Source organism: Herbaspirillum huttiense (assembly GCF_004367745.1).
GTDB lineage: Bacteria > Pseudomonadota > Gammaproteobacteria > Burkholderiales > Burkholderiaceae_D > Herbaspirillum > Herbaspirillum huttiense.
In genome coordinates this window covers 1,568,558-1,585,073 of sequence record NZ_CP037993.1, presented here as the reverse complement: position 1 = coordinate 1,585,073, position 16,516 = coordinate 1,568,558, and the positions used below count along the sequence as shown (strand labels likewise).

Genomic DNA, 16,516 nt, shown 5'->3' with positions numbered 1-16,516 from the left:
TATGAAAAACTGCGCTGCCTGTCCGCTTCAGGCGGCTTGATCCGTGCCAAGCCGCCACCAAATCAAGGAAAGCCTCCGAAACCATTTATAATGGAAGGCTTTTGCAACAGCGCATCTTTCCAGCGGCTCAATGAAGGTATTTCGCGGACTTCCCACAGCCGAATCGCGCGCCCCGTGCGCGCTGACCATCGGCAATTTCGACGGCGTGCATCTGGGCCACCAGGCCCTCTTGGCGCGCGTGCGCGAGGCCGCCGCCAACCTGGGGCTGGACGCGGCGGTGATGACTTTCGAGCCGCATCCGCGTGAATTCTTCGCCCAGCTGGCCGGCACCCCCGAACGCGCCCCGGCGCGCATCGCCAACCTGCGCGACAAGCTCGAAGCGCTCTCCAACTCCGGCATCGACCGCGTGGTGGTGGAGCATTTCGGCAGCCATTTCGCCGCCCTCTCCCCGCAGGACTTCATCGAGAAGATCCTGGTGCAGGGCCTGCACGTGCGCTGGCTGATGGTCGGTGACGACTTCTGCTTCGGCGCGCGCCGCGCCGGCACGCTCGATACCCTGATCGCGGCCGGCAAGCAGTATGGCTTCGAGGTCCATGCCCTGCCCACGGTGACCAATGCCGGTGTGCGCATCTCCTCTTCGGCCGTGCGCGCGGCGCTGGCCGAGGGCGATTTCACCCTGTCACAGCAGTTGCTGGGCCATCCCTATGCCATCAGCGGCCGGGTCGTGCACGGCAAGAAACTGGGGCGCACCATCGGTTTCCCGACGCTGAACATGCGCGTGGGCCACAAGCGTCCGGCGCTTTCGGGCATCTTCGTGGTGCAGGTGCACGGTCTGGCCGAGCAGCCCTTGCCGGCCGTGGCCAGCCTGGGCGTGCGCCCGACGGTGGACGACAGCGGCCGGGTGCTCCTGGAAACGCACCTGCTCGATTTCAAGGGCGATTGCTACGGCAAGCTGGTGCGGGTGGAATTCCTCAAGAAGCTGCGCGACGAAGAAAAGTATGTCGACCTGCCCACGCTGACCACGGCCATTGCCCGTGACGTGGACAATGCCCGCGCCTGGTTCCGTGAAAACGCCGGCTTCGCCGTCTCGGCCACCGACCGAATTTGAACGCTGGGCGGTTGCCGGAGCCCTGCTCCCGCAGCTGTCCAGCCGCCCCATCCTGCATCCTGCCTGCCGCAACGCGCCCTGCTTGTGACGCCTTGCCGGGCCCCCGGAATCAACCTGCATTCAACGAAAGCTTTGTCATGTCCAACAACGAATCCTCCGCCAAGCCCGGCAAACCGGAAAAAGCCGGCAAGGCCCCCTCCAAGTACCCGGTCAACATGACCGAAACCGGCTTCCCGATGCGCGGCGACCTCGCCAAGCGCGAGCCGCAGTGGGTCAAGGAATGGCAGGAGAAGAAGGTCTACGAGCGCATCCGCAAGGCCTCGGCCGGCCGCCCGAAATTCATCCTGCATGACGGCCCGCCGTATGCCAACGGTGACATCCACATCGGCCACGCCGTCAACAAGATCCTGAAGGACATGATCGTCAAGGCCCGCAACATGGCCGGCTTCGACGCCCAATACGTGCCGGGCTGGGATTGCCACGGCATGCCCATCGAGATCCAGATCGAAAAGCAGTTCGGCAAGAACCTGCCGGTGGCCGAAGTGCAGGCCAAGGCGCGCGCCTACGCGGGTGAGCAGATCGAACGCCAGAAGGCCGACTTCATCCGCCTGGGCGTGCTCGGCGAATGGGACAACCCCTACAAGACCATGAACTTCTCCAACGAAGCCGACGAGCTGCGCGCACTCGGCACGATCCTGGAGAAGGGTTACGTCTATCGCGGCCTGAAGCCCGTGAACTGGTGCTTCGACTGCGGCTCGGCATTGGCCGAGGCCGAAGTGGAATACCAGGACAAGCGCGACCCGGCCATCGATGTCGGCTTCCCCTTTGCCGAACACGACAAGATCGCCACCGCCTTCGGCCTGGCCGACCTGCCGACCCGCAACGGCTACATCGTCATCTGGACCACCACGCCCTGGACCATCCCGTCCAACCAGGCGTTGAACGTCCATCCGGAATTCGAGTACGCGCTGGTCGAGACCAGCCGCAACGGCGAAGCCACCCTGCTGATCCTGGCCAAGGACCTGGTGGAATCCTGCCTGCAGCGCTTCGGCCTGGAAGGCAAGATCATCGCCACCACCACCGGCGAGAAGCTGTCCCTGATCCGCTTCCATCATCCGCTGGCCAAGGCTGATGCCGGCTACGACCGCCTGTCGCCAATCTACCTGGGTGAATACGTGACCGCCGACAGCGGTACCGGCATCGTGCACTCGGCACCGGCCTACGGTATCGAAGACTTCATCTCCTGCAAGGCGCACGGGATGAAGGACGACGACATCCTCAACCCGGTCATGGGCGATGGCCGCTATGCCTCCTGGCTGCCGCTGTTTGCCGGCCTGACCATCTGGGAAGCCTCCAAGCCCATCTGCGGCAAGCTGGAAGAAGTGGGTTCGCTGTTCAAGCTGGTCATGTTCGACCACAGCTACATGCACTGCTGGCGCCACAAGACCCCCATCGTCTATCGCGCCACCTCGCAGTGGTTCGCCAGCATGGACAACACGCCCAAGGACGGCGGCCCCAGCCTGCGCCAGACCGCGCTGCAAGGCATCGAGGACACCGCCTTCTTCCCCGGCTGGGGCAAGGCGCGCCTGCACGGCATGATCGCCAACCGTCCGGACTGGACCCTGTCGCGCCAGCGCCAGTGGGGCGTGCCCATGGCCTTCTTCGTGCACAAGGAAACGGGTGAACTGCATCCGCGTACGCCGGAGCTGATCGAGCAGGTCGCCCAACGCATCGAGAAGAGCGGCATCGAAGCCTGGCAGGCGCTGGATCCCAAGGAATTGCTGGGCGACGAGGCCGAGCACTACCTCAAGAACCGCGACACGCTGGACGTCTGGTTCGATTCCGGCACCACCCACCAGACCGTGCTGCGCGGCTCGCACGCGCAGCAGTCGCAGTTCCCGGCCGACCTCTACCTGGAAGGCTCGGACCAGCATCGCGGCTGGTTCCACTCGTCGCTGCTGACCTCGTCGATGTTGAATGGCCGCGCGCCCTACAAGGCCCTGCTCACGCACGGCTTCGTGGTCGATGGTGAGGGCAAGAAGATGTCCAAGTCCAAGGGCAACGTGGTCGCCCCGCAAAAGGTCTCGGACTCGCTGGGCGCGGAAATCCTGCGCCTGTGGGTGGCCTCGACCGACTACTCGGGCGAGCTGTCGATCTCGGACGAGATCCTCAAGCGCGTGGTGGAAGCCTACCGCCGCATCCGCAACACCCTGCGCTTCCTGCTGGCCAACACCTCCGACTTCGACCCGGCACAACACGCCGTGCCGGTGGCCGAGATGCTGGAAATCGACCGCTATGCGATCGCCAACATGGCGCGTCTGCAGGCGGAGGTGCTGGCGCACTTCGAGACCTATGAATTCCACCCGGTGGTGGCCAAGCTGCAGATGTACTGCTCGGAAGACCTGGGCGGCTTCTACCTGGACATCCTGAAGGACCGCCTCTACACCAGCGGCGTGGAGTCGGCCGCACGCCGCTCGGCCCAGACCGCCGTGTGGCACATCACGCAGTCGCTGTTGCGCCTGATGGCACCGATCCTGTCCTTCACGGCCGAAGAAGCCTGGCGCTTCTTTGCCGGCAAGGACGCCTTCGAGGCCAGCGGCGAAACCATCTTCTCGCAGGTCTATTACGCCCTGCCGGAAGTGGCCGATGCACAGGCCCTGCTGGACAAGTTCGCGGTGCTGCACGAAGTGCGCGCAGCGGTCACCAAGCAGCTGGAAGAAGTGCGTATCGCCGGCAGCATCGGTTCCTCCCTGCAGGCGGAAGTGGAACTGAAGGTCGCCGGCGACAAGGCGTCCCTGCTGGAAAGCCTGGGCGATGACCTGAAGTTCGTCCTCATCACCTCGGCTGCCCGCGTCACCCCGGTGGCCACGGTGGAAGAGGAAGCGGTGGTGGTCACGCCGTCGGCGCATCAGAAATGTGAACGTTGCTGGCACTATCGCGCCGATGTCGGGTCTCATGCCGATCATCCGGGCCTGTGCGGTCGCTGCTACAGCAACCTGTTCGGCCAGGGCGAAAAGCGCCTGTTCGCCTGATCCGGGCGGGACGGCCTTGCTAGCGGCCCGCTGCACTTGAATGCAGCGGGCCGTCCACTCCAACAAGAACATCCATGGCAACCAAAAAGCGCTCCTCCTCTTCCGGTTCTTCGTCCACCACCCAAGGGCTCTTGCCCTGGCTGGGCATCGCCACCATCGTGCTGCTGCTGGACCAGCTCACCAAGATCACCATCCTGAAACTGTTCCACTATGGCGAGTCGGTGCCGGTGACCGGTTTCTTCAATCTGGTGCTGGTCTACAACAAGGGCGCGGCCTTCAGTTTCCTGGCCGCCAGCGGTGGCTGGCAGCGTTATCTGTTCACCGCCATCGGCATCGGTGCGGCGGTGTTCATCATCCATCTGCTGCGCAAGCATCCCGGCCAACGCATGTTCTGCTGGGCCCTGGCGCTGATCCTGGGCGGCGCGATTGGCAACGTGATCGACCGCGTCGTGTATGGCCACGTGATCGACTTCCTCGACGTCTACGTCGGCAACTGGCACTGGCCGGCGTTCAACCTGGCCGATAGTGCGATCTGCGTGGGTGCGGTATTGTTCGTCGTGGACGAACTGCGCCGCGTCTCCAAGAAGTAAGGCAAGTCCACACGTCCGCAAGTCTGAACACGCCTGCGGTACGCCGCATTCCGGGAGCAAACAATGGATCTGGCTGGCAAGAAAATCGTATTGGGCCTGACCGGCGGCGTGGCCTGCTACAAGGCCGCCATGCTGGCGCGCGAACTGGGCCGCGCCGGTGCCACGGTGCACGTGGTGATGACCGAGGCGGCCACGCACTTCATGACCGCCGTCACCATGCAGGCCCTGACCGGCAACCCGGTCTACACTGACCAATGGGATGCGCGCATGGACAACAACATGCCGCACATCAATCTCACCCGCGATGCCGATGCGGTCGTCATCGTGCCCTGCTCCACCGATTTCATCGCCAAGCTGGCCCACGGGCATTGCGACGACCTGCTCTCGACCTTGTGCGTGGCGCGTCCGGCGCGGCTGCCGCTGATGGTGGCCCCGGCCATGAATGTGGAGATGTGGCAGAACCCGGCCACCCAGCGCAACGTGCGCCAGATCCGCGAAGACGGCATCCTGCTGCTGGGCCCGGATGCGGGTGCGCAAGCCTGTGGCGAGGTCGGCGAAGGCCGCATGCTGGAGCCGGCACAATTGCTGGAAGAGATCGTCGCAGCTTTCCAGCCCAAGCTGCTAGCGGGCCGCCGCGTGCTGCTCACGGCCGGACCGACCTTCGAACCGATCGACCCGGTGCGCGGCATCACCAATCTGTCTTCCGGCAAGATGGGCTACGCGATTGCGCGAGCTGCGCGCGAAGCGGGCGCGGAAGTCACCCTGGTCTCCGGCCCGACGGCGCTGGAGACGCCTTATGGCGTGCAGCGCGTGGATGTGCAGACGGCCCTGCAGATGCATGAGGCGGTGTTGGCTCATGTGAAGGAAAAAGACCTGTTCGTCGCCGTTGCTGCCGTCGCTGACTGGCGCGTGGCCAATGCCAGCGAGCAGAAACTGAAGAAACAGGACGAAAACGATACCCCGCAACTGGAATTCGTCCAGAATCCCGACATCCTGGCCACCGTGGCCGCCCTGCCCCAGCGTCCCTACTGCGTGGGCTTTGCGGCCGAATCGGAGAACCTGGAGCAATACGGCGCGGCCAAGCGCATCCGCAAGAACATTCCGCTGCTGGTCGGCAATATCGGCCACCAGACCTTTGGCCGTGATGACAACGCGCTCATGCTGTTCGACGCCCAGGGCCACAGCGCCCTGCCCCGTGCGGACAAGCAGACCCTGGCCCGCCAGCTGGTGCGCGAGATCGCGCGCCGCATGGCGGCCTGACGGTGCACGGCCCGCCTCTTGCGGGCCGTGTCTTTTGTACGTTTCCGTACGTTTTGTATTTGAATCCGATTACGCATCATGAAGACCATCGACATCAAGATCCTCGACCCCCGCATGAAAGACCAACTGCCTGCCTACGCCACCCCTGGCAGCGCCGGCCTGGACCTGCGGGCCTGCATCGATGCGCCGCTGACCCTGGCGCCGGGTTCCACGCACCTGATCCCGACCGGACTGGCGATCCACCTGGCCGATCCGAATTACGCGGCCGTGATCCTGCCGCGTAGCGGTATGGGGCACAAACATGGGATCGTGTTGGGCAACCTGGTCGGGCTGATCGATTCGGATTACCAGGGCCAGTTGATGATCTCGACGTGGAACCGCGGCAGTACCGAGTTTGTCCTAAACCCCATGGAACGCCTGGCGCAGCTGGTGATCGTGCCGGTACTGCAGGTCGGCTTCAATGTGGTAGATGAATTCGACAGCAGCGAACGCGGCGCCGGTGGTTTCGGCAGCACAGGCAAACACTGATGGAGAACCGCATGCTCGTATCCCCCCTGCCCCAGTGGCAGAAACTGAAAACCCTCGCCGTCCTGGCACCGCTGGCCTTCCTGGCCGCCTGCGCCACCCAGGAACCCGGTCCGGTCACCACTACGCCGTCCAAACCGGTGACCGCGACGATCCAGGCCCCGCGTCCGGTGGCCGACAATCCCCAGCAGGCACAATTGCGCGAACTGATCGCGCAGCAGGACCGGCTCTACCGCGTCGCTGCGCCGCTGTTGACCAGCAACGCCCAGCTCTGCCGTGGCAATGCCCGCAACCTGCTGGGCTTTACCGCCAAGAACCGTTATTCCTTCCCCATCGAATATGCAGAAACCGCGCGTAGCCTGGGCTACGACGACCGCCTGCAGGTCACCGGCGTGCTGCCCGGCAGCGGTGCTGCCCAGGCTGGCATCCAGCGGGGCGACTTCCTGATCTCGGTGGCAGGCAAGCCGATGCCGCAAGGCACCGATGCCGAACGCCAGGCCGCCGTGCTGCTGAGTCCGCTGGTGGTCAAGAAGGCCCCCATTGCGCTGGGCGTGCAGCGCAACGGCCAGAACACTACCGTCAATGTGCCGCTGACCTTCGCCTGCGCCTTCAGCATCGAGCTGGGCAATGCCGACAACGTCAACACCTATGCCGATGGCCGCCGCGTGCTCATTACCCGCGGCATGCTCAAGTTCACCCAGTCCGATGATGAACTGGCCTACCTGATCGCCAAGGAGATGGCGCACAATATCCTCGGCCACGCCATCCGCCAGCGCATGGTCTCGACGATTGCCGAAGTGATCGACAACCTGCTGCTGCCACATCCGGACCCGACCACCACGGCCGGCACTGCCGGCATCCGCGTCTATCCGCAAGACCTGGATGCAGCTGCCGATACGCTCTCGCTGTACCTGCTGGCGCGCGCCGGCTACAGCATCGACAACGTGCCGGCGTTCTGGAAGCGCCTGGCCGACCAGTATCCGGCCAGCGTGCCCAACGGCTACACGGCGCTGCATCCGGCTACCGCTTATCGCCTCTCGATGATCGACAAGGTCACGCAGATCGTGAAGGCAAAGCAGGAGGCGGGCAAGCCGCTGGTGCCGTAAATGCGGTGATATGAAGTAGTTGAAGTGAAGACGGCGCGGTGAAAACCGCGCCGTTTTTGTTTGCGTAATGAAAGTGAAGCAAGCTGCAAAACAAAAGGCCACGCCGGTTTCCCGACGTGGCCTTGATGGCTTGCTTGATGCGCTTATTCGACTTCGAGCTTCTCTTGCGGCTCTTCCGGCGGGGACGAATCGTCGCCCTCGGGGAAGTCCAGCTTGATCTGCTCCTTGTCGTCCATCTCCACCGTCACGCGGCCACCGCTGACCAGCTTGCCGAACAGCAGTTCGTCGGCCAGCGCCTTGCGGATCAGGTCCTGGATCAGGCGCGACATCGGGCGTGCCCCCATCAACGGATCGAAGCCCTTCTTGCCCAGGAACTTGCGCAGGTTGTCCGAGAAGACGGCTTCCACCTTCTTTTCGTGCAGCTGCTCTTCCAGTTGCATCAGGAACTTGTCGACCACGCGCAGGATGATTTCCTCGTCCAGTGGACGGAAGCTGATGATGGCATCCAGACGGTTGCGGAACTCCGGGGTGAACATGCGCTTGATGTCCGCCATTTCGTCGCCGGCTTCCTTCTTCTCGGTGAAGCCGATGGTGCGCTTCTGCAGGCTCTCGGCCCCCGCGTTGGTGGTCATGATGATGATCACGTTGCGGAAGTCGGTCTTGCGGCCGTTGTTGTCGGTCAGCGTGCCATGGTCCATCACCTGCAACAGAATGTTGAAGATGTCGGGGTGCGCTTTTTCGATTTCATCCAGCAGCAGCACGGCGTGCGGCTTCTTGTTGACGGCCTCGGTCAGCAGGCCGCCCTGGTCGAAACCGACATAGCCCGGGGGCGCACCGATCAGGCGGCTCACGGCATGGCGCTCCATGTATTCGGACATGTCGAACCGTACCAGCTCGATGCCGAGGATGAAGGCCAGCTGCTTGGCCACTTCGGTCTTGCCCACGCCGGTCGGACCGGAGAACAGGAAGGAACCGATCGGCTTGTCGGTCTTGCCCAGGCCGGCACGTGCCATCTTGATGGCCGAGGCCAGTGCTTCGATGGCCGGATCCTGCCCGAACACAACGTTCTTCAGGTCGCGGTCGATGGTCTGCAGCTTGGCGCGATCATCCTGGTTCACGGACTGCGGCGGGATACGCGCGATCTTGGAAATGATTTCCTCGATTTCCGGCTTGCCGATAGTCTTCTTCTGCTTGGACTTGGGCAGGATGCGCTGGGCAGCACCGGCTTCGTCGATCACGTCGATGGCCTTGTCGGGCAGGTGACGGTCATTGATGAAGCGCGCCGCCAGTTCGGCTGCCGAGGTCAGGGCCGAAGCAGAATACTTCACACCGTGGTGTTCCTCGAACTTGGACTTCAGGCCGCGCAGGATCTGCACGGTCTGCTCCACGGTCGGTTCGTTCACATCGATCTTCTGGAAGCGACGCGACAGCGCGTGGTCCTTCTCGAAGACGCCACGGAATTCGGTGTAGGTGGTCGCGCCGATGCACTTCAACTGGCCGCTCGACAGCGCAGGCTTCAACAGGTTGGATGCATCCAGCGTACCGCCCGAAGCCGAACCCGCACCGATGATGGTGTGGATTTCGTCGATGAAAAGAATGCCGTTGGGGCTGTCCTTCAATTGCTTCAACACGGCCTTCAGACGCTGCTCGAAGTCGCCACGGTACTTGGTACCGGCCAGCAGCGCGCCCATGTCCAGCGAATAGACGACGGCATTCTTCAGTATCTCGGGCACGTCGCCTTGGGTCACGCGCCAGGCCAGGCCTTCGGCGATCGCGGTCTTGCCGACACCGGCTTCGCCGACCAGCAGCGGATTGTTCTTGCGACGGCGGCACAGGGTCTGGATGACGCGCTCGACCTCGGAATCGCGGCCGATCAGCGGATCGATCTTGCCTTCGGCGGCCGCCTTGTTCAGGTTCTGGGTGAACTGGTCCAGCGGGCTTTCCTTCTGCTGGCCTTCGGCTTGCACGTCTTCCGCGCCTTCCGGGGCCTTCTGCGGATCAGCCTGCTGGTCCTTGCGCACGCCGTGCGAGATGAAGTTGACCACGTCCAGACGGGTCACGCCCTGCTGGTGCAGGTAGTAGACCGCGTGCGAATCCTTCTCGCCGAAGATGGCCACCAGCACGTTGGCGCCGGTGACTTCCTTCTTGCCGTTGGAGGCCGACTGCACGTGCATGATGGCGCGCTGGATCACGCGCTGGAAGCCCAGCGTCGGCTGGGTATCCACTTCATTGGTGCCGGGGACCGTGGGCGTGTTGTCGGTGATGAAATTGGTCAGCGTCTTGCGCAGATCATCAATGTTCACCGAGCAGGCGCGCAGCACTTCGGCCGCCGAAGGATTGTCCAGCAGCGCGAGCAGCAAGTGTTCCACGGTAATGAATTCATGACGCGATTGTCTGGCTTCGACAAAGGCCATGTGCAAACTGACTTCGAGTTCCTGCGCAATCATGCTTCCTCCATCACGCATTGCAGGGGGTGCCCTGCTTTTCGAGCGTGGGTTAAAACGAGTTCCACTTTTGTGGATGCGATATCTTTGGGATACACACCACACATTCCCTTCCCATCGCGGTGAACCTTGAGCATGATCTGCGTCGCGGTTTCACGGTCCTTGTTGAAGTACTGCTGGATGACTGCGACGACGAATTCCATCGGCGTATAGTCATCGTTCAACAATAAAACCTGGTACATCGGGGGCGGCTTGAGTTTTGCCTCCTGCCGTTCCAGGACTGTACCGCCATCATTTTCGTGCTTGGTTGCCATGCGTTTATTCGACCATCAAAGCTGTGCAACGCACAATGATCACGTAACCTCTAGATGAGATAGATATTACTTGTTTTCCGGACCTTGCGCAGATGACGATGATTTATCCTAAATCAAGGGTTTCTTTCCCCATCGCTCAAACAGGGCCACAAAGCGGAATGTGAAAACTGCTTGACTTTTGGATTTCGACCGAGAACAATGGAATTCATTGATTAGTAGTTACTAAATGTAACAACTCATCGATACGATAGGGGGCAGGTTTAAGGGGGGCTGCGTGACGCGCGATGCTTCTTGCTTTAACGGCTCGTGTGAATAGTTAATTTTGAAAGATGCTTTTATGGCAACAGGTACTGTCAAGTGGTTCAATGATTCCAAAGGCTTTGGCTTTATCACTCCGGATGACGGCGGCGAAGATCTGTTCGCTCACTTCTCCGCAATCCAGATGAACGGCTTCAAGACCCTGAAAGAAGGTCAAAAAGTCCAGTTTGACGTTACGCAAGGCCCCAAAGGCAAGCAAGCTTCGAACATCCAGAACGCCGCTTAAACCCCGGTTTCTCTAAAAGCCCCGCTCTTGCGGGGCTTTTTTCATTGGCGCACTGAAAATCAATTCGCCCCCGCGCCAACAACAAACAGCCGGACGAAGCCGGCTGTTTGTTGTTTTTCCGTCATTATTTTCAGCAAAACAAGTTGCGGAAGCAGTATGGCGGGCTTACATGTTTTCGATCAGCGCTTCACCGAAACCGGAGCAGGAAACCTGCGTGGCGCCTTCCAGCAAACGCGCGAAATCATAGGTCACGCGCTTGGCCGAGACCGACTTCTGCATGGCCGTGATGATCAGGTCCGCTGCCTCGATCCAACCCATGTGGCGCAGCATCATTTCTGCCGAAAGAATGCTGGAACCGGGGTTCACATAATCCTTGCCGGCATACTTCGGTGCAGTGCCATGGGTGGCTTCGAACACGGCCACCGAATCGGACATGTTGGCGCCCGGAGCAATGCCGATACCGCCGACCTGAGCCGCCACGGCGTCCGAAATGTAGTCGCCGTTCAGGTTCATGGTGGCGATGACGCTGTATTCCGCCGGGCGCATCAGCACCTGCTGGAAGAAGGCATCGGTGATGGCATCCTTGATGACGATCTGGCGGCCGGTCTTGGGGTTCTTCAGGCGCATCCACGGGCCGTCGTCGATCAGTTCGGCCCCGAATTCGCGGCCGGCCAGCGCATAACCCCAGTCACGGAAAGCACCCTCGGTGTACTTCATGATGTTGCCCTTGTGGACCAGCGTCACCGAAGGCTTGTCGTGGTCGATGGCGTACTGGATGGCCTTGCGCACCAGTCGCTCGGTACCTTCGCGCGAGACCGGCTTGATGCCCAGCGCCGAAGTCTCCGGGAAGCGCAGCTTCTTGACGCCCATCTCGCGTGTCAGCAGCTCGATCAGTTTCTTCACTTCCGGGGTACCGGCCTGCCATTCGATGCCGGCGTAGATGTCTTCGGAGTTCTCGCGGAAGATCACCATGTCGGTCTTCTCGGGCTCCTTCAGCGGCGAGGGCACGCCTTTGAAATAGCGCACCGGACGCAGGCAAACGTAGAGGTCCAGCTGCTGGCGCATGGTCACGTTCAAGGAACGGATGCCGCCCCCGACCGGCGTGGACAGCGGCCCCTTGATCGAGACCAGATACTCCTTGAGCACGTCCAGTGTCTCCTCGGGCAGCCAGGTATCGGCACCGTAGAGCTTGGTCGACTTCTCGCCCGCATAGATTTCCATCCAGTGGATCTTGCGCGCACCGCCGTAGGCCTTCTCCACCGCGGCATCGACCACCTTGAGCATCACCGGCGTGACGTCCACGCCCACGCCATCGCCCATGATGAAAGGAATGATGGGGTTGTTGGGGACATTGAGAGTGTCATCGGCATTGGCGGTGATCTTGCACCCTTCTGCAGGCACTTGGATATGTTGGTACGACATCGTGGTCTCCGACGGTTGAGGCGGTAGCGTTGGGAAGCATCAGCGGCAAAGCCCATGCACATCGGCAAGGACCTTGCATGAATTGCCATACAAGCGGGGAATTTTAAGAGATTTCCGGATTTTCAGCCGGAAAAATTCCGGATTGCAATCAGCAGGTCTTATATAAGACACATGACTTACCTGATTGATTATGCATCAGGATTTTACGCAAGGCCATCTTTTTGCGACACTAGCGCATGCCTTTGATCCTCTTCAACAAACCCTTCGGCGTGATGAGCCAGTTCTCCGCCCATCCCGAGCGCCAGACACTGGCCGATTACCTCGACCTTCCCGACATCTACCCTGCGGGCCGGCTCGATGCCGACAGTGAAGGCCTGCTGCTGCTCACCGATGACGGCAAGCTGCAGCACGCCATCGCCCATCCGCGCCGCAAGCAGCCCAAGACCTACCTGGCACAGGTAGAAGGCCTGGCCACGCCGGACGCGCTGCAACGCCTGCGCAATCCGCTGAACCTGGGCGACTTCGTCACCCAACCCGGAGAGGCCCGTTTGATCCAGGAGCCGGCCTGGATGTGGCCGCGCACCCCGCCCATCCGCCAGCGTGCCAACCAGCCCACCAGCTGGATCGCCCTGACCATCAGCGAAGGCAAGAACCGCCAAGTGCGCCGCATGACGGCGGCCGTGGGCCTGCCGACGCTGCGACTGGTACGCATCGCCATCGGCCCGTTCTCGCTCGCGACCCATCCGGTGATGCCCGGCGAATGGCGCGAAGTCGATCCACAGGAGCTCGATGCCTGAGCGCTGCGTGAACAATCTGACAAGGCTTGAAGCACTCAGGGCTGCACACTTCTTCCCGAAACCTCATAAAAAAGATCCGAAATGGTGTCAACCTTCATACGCGCGCGCCGTTATTGGCAGTGATTCGCACGAATCATCGTTTGCCTCACATCCCTAACATGTTGAATTGAAGGACGCAAAATGAAAAAATTGATCGCCGCTCTGATCGCTGGTCTGTTCGCCACTGCTGCTTTCGCACAAGCTCCGGCCGCTCCGGAAGCGCCGAAGGCTGAAGCCGCTGCTCCGAAGGCAAAGAAGGCCAAGAAAGCAAAGAAGGCCAAGAAGGCAAAGAAGGCAGCTGAAGCTAAGTAATTAGCGTCCGCACTCAAAAAAGGCAGGCTGGTCCTGCCTTTTTTCATGTCCGCGCGGTTCAGGCGACCCGGCCCGTAGCCATCCACGCCGGCCAGCGCCCCGCTCCCGCTGCACACGCCCCGCCCCGCTGCTGCTATCCTGCCCGATCCGAATCCCGATTGATAAAGAACATGCGCCAATCTTCACTTTCCCGACTTTCCCGTTGCTTCATGCACAGCGCCGTCGCCCTGCTGGCTGTCGGCTGCCTGTCCACCGCCGGCGCGCAGACGCCGCAGGTGCGCAAATTCCCGACCACCCAGCTCAATATCGGCATCCACCTGATCAAGGCCGAAGTGGCCCAGACCGAAGCCGAGCGCGAGCAAGGCCTGATGTTCCGCGAGAAGATGGGCGACAACGAGGGCATGCTGTTCCTGTTCGGCCAGCCGGCCGGGGTATGCATGTGGATGAAAAATACGCTGATCCCGCTGTCGGTGGCCTTCATGGACGAAAAAGGCGTCATCATCAACATCGAAGAAATGAAGGAACAGACCCTGGATTCGCACTGTGCCAAGCGCGCGGCGGTCTATGCGCTGGAGATGAACAAGGGCTGGTTCAAGCAGAAGAACATCAAGCCCGGTACCAGGATCGAGGGATTGCCCCAATAAGGCATCCGGGCTGCAGCGTGTCGCTGCGGCCCGTCATCCCGACACCCATGATGGCGACGGCCGTGGAAAACCGTTGCCAAAATGCAAAAAACCGCTTGAAATCAAGCGGTTTTCTTGTACTGCAGCCTGAAGCGGGCAACGCCGCGCTTCAGTTCAAGCCAGGATGCAATTAAGCAGCCAGGGCCTTCAGAGCAGCAGCCAGGCGGCTCTTGTGGCGAGCGGCCTTGTTCTTGTGAATGATCTTCTTGTCGGCGATGCTGTCGATGGTCGACACGGAAGATTGGAACACGGAGGTTGCTGCAGCCTTGTCGCCGGCGGCGATCGCCTTGCGAACTGCCTTGATTGCGGTGCGCAGGGTCGAGCGCTGGCTCGAGTTGTGAGCGTTTTGCTTGACTGCTTGACGAGCACGCTTACGTGCCTGTGCGGTATTTGCCATGAAAATTATCCTAAATCGAGAGTCGTTTGCGCCGCAAACCCCGAGGACTCGCGATGCCAAATTCTGTAAAGCATCGGATTATAACGAGATTCCCGTGACAAGGCAATCAACTTGTCTGCTTCTGCTGTAAACACGGTGCCATCCGTTGCGATGCCGCCGCACTCATCCCGATTTCCGCAAAGAAATTCATGCCTGCCGCCGAACCTGTGGCCAAGGCAGCGAGTCTATTGCGCCGTGCAGCAGGGGGATTGTCTTTTCCTTCATATCGCCTCCGAACCACCCGTGTCCGGGCCTGCCCGCCCCCTGTCGTGCTCCCGCACCAATCCTTGCCACTCCAGCAAAAGCACCGCTGCCCACCGCTATAATGCCGCTCCATGAATCTGCATAAAACCCTCGCCGCCATCTCCGGCATGACGATGCTCTCGCGCATCACCGGGCTGGCCCGGGAAATCCTGTTCGCCCGCGCCTTCGGCGCTTCGGCCTACACCGACGCCTTCAACATCGCCTTCCGCATTCCCAACCTGCTGCGCCGGCTCTTCGCCGAAGGCGCCTTCTCGCAGGCCTTCGTGCCCATCCTGGCCGAATACAAGAACCGCCGCGGTCCCGAGGAGACCAAACACCTGGTGGACCACGTGGCCACGGCCCTGATGTGGGTCATGCTGATCATCTGCGTGGCCGGCATCATCGCCACCCCCTTCGTGGTCTATTTCATCGCCACCGGGCTGCAGTACAACCCGGAGGCCTTCCAGGCCTCGGTGCTGATGACCCGCATCATGTTCCCGTACATCGGCTTCATGGCCTTCGTGGCGCTGGCCGGCGGCATCCTCAATACCTGGAAGGAATTCAAGATCCCGGCGGTCACCTCGGTGCTGCTCAATGTCGCCTTCATCGTGGCCTCGCTCTTCGTGGCCCCCTTCATGGAACAGCCCATCTACGCGATGGCCTTCGCGGTGCTGGTGGGCGGCATCCTGCAGGTGGCGATCCAGGTGCCGGCGCTGATCAAGATCGGCATGCTGCCGCGCCTGTACTGGAATCCCCTGCTGGGCCTGCGCGACGAAGGCGTCAAGCGGGTGCTCAAGAAGATGGGCCCGGCCGTCTTCGCCGTCTCGGCCGCGCAGATCAGCCTGATGATCAACACCAACATCGCCTCGCGCCTGCAACACGGCAGCGTCTCGTGGCTGAGCTATGCCGACCGCCTGATGGAATTTCCCACCGCCCTGCTGGGCGTGGCGCTCGGTACCATCCTGCTGCCCAGCCTGGCCAACGCCCATGCTGCCGACGACATGGATGAATATTCCGCCCTGCTGGACTGGGGCCTGCGCCTGACCTTCATGCTGGCCATGCCCTCGGCCGTGGGCCTGGCCACGCTCTCCGAGCCGCTCACCGCCACCCTGTTCCACTACGGCCGTTTCGATGCGCTCTCGGTGACCATGGTCGGCCACGCACTGGTGGCCTACGGTGTCGGCCTGATCGGTCTGATCGTGGTGAAGATTCTGGCCCCCGGCTTCTACGCCAAGCAGGATATCCGCACCCCCGTCATCATCGCCGTCGGCGTGCTGATCGCCACCCAGCTCATGAACAGCGTCTTCGTGCCCCTGTTCTCGCACGCGGGCCTGGCCTTGTCGATCGGCCTGGGGGCCTGTCTCAATGCCCTGTGTCTTTACATCGGCCTGCGCCGCCGCCAGATCTATGTGCCGCGTCCGGGCTGGGGCCTGTTCCTGGTACGCCTGACCGGCGCGCTGCTGGTGATGGCCGGGGTGGCGCTGTGGATTTCCGGCCACTTCGACTGGGTCGCCCTGCGCGCCCATCCGCTGCTGCGCATCGGGGCGCTGATGCTGGTGCTGGCGGTGTGTGCGGTGGCCTATTTCGGCCCGCTGTTCGCGATGGGCTTCCGCCTGCGTGAATTCAAGCGCATCGCGCGCCGCTGATCAGCCTTGCAGGCC

Annotated in this window: 15 protein-coding genes; 11 read left to right on the top strand and 4 right to left on the bottom strand. The window is 61.8% G+C overall.

Going from position 1 to position 16,516, the window contains the following annotated elements; genetic code table 11:
- Positions 1 to 130: 130 nt before the first annotated feature.
- The 6 genes from E2K99_RS07040 to E2K99_RS07015 all read left to right on the top strand — a co-directional run bounded on the left by E2K99_RS07040 (position 131) and on the right by E2K99_RS07015 (position 7,621).
- The gene (locus E2K99_RS07040) at positions 131 to 1,108 is read left to right on the top strand and encodes a bifunctional riboflavin kinase/FAD synthetase (RefSeq protein ID WP_039788668.1); all 978 of its coding nucleotides are present in this window, start codon (positions 131 to 133) and stop codon (positions 1,106 to 1,108) included.
- A gap of 137 nt (positions 1,109 to 1,245) precedes the next feature.
- Positions 1,246 to 4,140, top strand: a complete 2,895-nt coding sequence (gene ileS / locus E2K99_RS07035) for an isoleucine--tRNA ligase (RefSeq protein WP_134221779.1) — start codon at positions 1,246 to 1,248, stop codon at positions 4,138 to 4,140.
- 74 nt (positions 4,141 to 4,214) lie between these two features.
- Positions 4,215 to 4,730 (top strand): signal peptidase II, encoded by a 516-nt coding sequence (gene lspA / locus E2K99_RS07030; protein WP_039788672.1) that lies wholly within the window; start codon positions 4,215 to 4,217, stop codon positions 4,728 to 4,730.
- A gap of 63 nt (positions 4,731 to 4,793) precedes the next feature.
- Complete coding sequence (gene coaBC / locus E2K99_RS07025; protein WP_134221778.1) at positions 4,794 to 5,990, top strand: bifunctional phosphopantothenoylcysteine decarboxylase/phosphopantothenate--cysteine ligase CoaBC; 1,197 nt, start codon at positions 4,794 to 4,796, stop codon at positions 5,988 to 5,990.
- A gap of 78 nt (positions 5,991 to 6,068) precedes the next feature.
- Complete coding sequence (gene dut, locus E2K99_RS07020) at positions 6,069 to 6,518, top strand: dUTP diphosphatase (RefSeq protein ID WP_034330145.1); 450 nt, start codon at positions 6,069 to 6,071, stop codon at positions 6,516 to 6,518.
- An 11-nt stretch (positions 6,519 to 6,529) separates the two neighbouring features.
- A complete protein-coding gene (locus E2K99_RS07015) occupies positions 6,530 to 7,621 on the top strand; it encodes a M48 family metallopeptidase (RefSeq protein WP_205703761.1) in 1,092 nt (363 codons plus the stop codon).
- A 143-nt stretch (positions 7,622 to 7,764) separates the two neighbouring features.
- Here the strand turns inward: E2K99_RS07015 and clpA are convergent, their stop codons facing one another.
- A complete protein-coding gene (gene clpA / locus E2K99_RS07010) occupies positions 7,765 to 10,068 on the bottom strand; it encodes an ATP-dependent Clp protease ATP-binding subunit ClpA (RefSeq protein ID WP_039788676.1) in 2,304 nt (767 codons plus the stop codon).
- Positions 10,065 to 10,379 (bottom strand): ATP-dependent Clp protease adapter ClpS, encoded by a 315-nt coding sequence (gene clpS, locus E2K99_RS07005; protein WP_034330154.1) that lies wholly within the window; start codon positions 10,377 to 10,379, stop codon positions 10,065 to 10,067. The genes clpA and clpS overlap by 4 nt, the downstream gene beginning before the upstream one ends.
- 337 nt (positions 10,380 to 10,716) lie before the next feature.
- Between clpS and cspE the strand changes: the two genes are divergently transcribed.
- Positions 10,717 to 10,923, top strand: coding sequence for a transcription antiterminator/RNA stability regulator CspE (cspE, locus tag E2K99_RS07000; RefSeq protein WP_006463169.1), 207 nt, complete (start codon positions 10,717 to 10,719; stop codon positions 10,921 to 10,923).
- Positions 10,924 to 11,088: 165 nt separating this feature from the next.
- On the opposite strand, the gene icd is transcribed toward cspE, so the two are convergent.
- Positions 11,089 to 12,345: an NADP-dependent isocitrate dehydrogenase gene (gene icd, locus E2K99_RS06995; protein ID WP_121038241.1), complete on the bottom strand. Its 1,257-nt coding sequence runs from the start codon at positions 12,343 to 12,345 to the stop codon at positions 11,089 to 11,091.
- Positions 12,346 to 12,581: 236 nt separating this feature from the next.
- On the opposite strand from icd, the gene E2K99_RS06990 reads away from it, so the two are divergent.
- The 3 genes from E2K99_RS06990 to E2K99_RS06985 all read left to right on the top strand — a co-directional run bounded on the left by E2K99_RS06990 (position 12,582) and on the right by E2K99_RS06985 (position 14,137).
- Entirely contained in the window at positions 12,582 to 13,142 is a 561-nt protein-coding gene (locus tag E2K99_RS06990) for a pseudouridine synthase (RefSeq protein ID WP_134221776.1), read from the top strand.
- A 180-nt stretch (positions 13,143 to 13,322) separates the two neighbouring features.
- A complete protein-coding gene (locus E2K99_RS25455) occupies positions 13,323 to 13,493 on the top strand; it encodes a hypothetical protein (RefSeq protein WP_006463172.1) in 171 nt (56 codons plus the stop codon).
- Positions 13,494 to 13,663: 170 nt separating this feature from the next.
- Positions 13,664 to 14,137, top strand: a complete 474-nt coding sequence (locus tag E2K99_RS06985) for a DUF192 domain-containing protein (protein WP_134134743.1) — start codon at positions 13,664 to 13,666, stop codon at positions 14,135 to 14,137.
- Between the two features lie 169 nt (positions 14,138 to 14,306).
- On the opposite strand, the gene rpsT is transcribed toward E2K99_RS06985, so the two are convergent.
- On the bottom strand, positions 14,307 to 14,573 hold the full coding sequence (gene rpsT / locus E2K99_RS06980; RefSeq protein WP_006463174.1) for a 30S ribosomal protein S20: 267 nt from the start codon (positions 14,571 to 14,573) through the stop codon (positions 14,307 to 14,309).
- Positions 14,574 to 14,947: 374 nt separating this feature from the next.
- Between rpsT and murJ the strand changes: the two genes are divergently transcribed.
- Positions 14,948 to 16,501: a murein biosynthesis integral membrane protein MurJ gene (gene murJ, locus E2K99_RS06975; RefSeq protein WP_134221775.1), complete on the top strand. Its 1,554-nt coding sequence runs from the start codon at positions 14,948 to 14,950 to the stop codon at positions 16,499 to 16,501.
- Positions 16,502 to 16,516 lie beyond the last annotated feature (15 nt).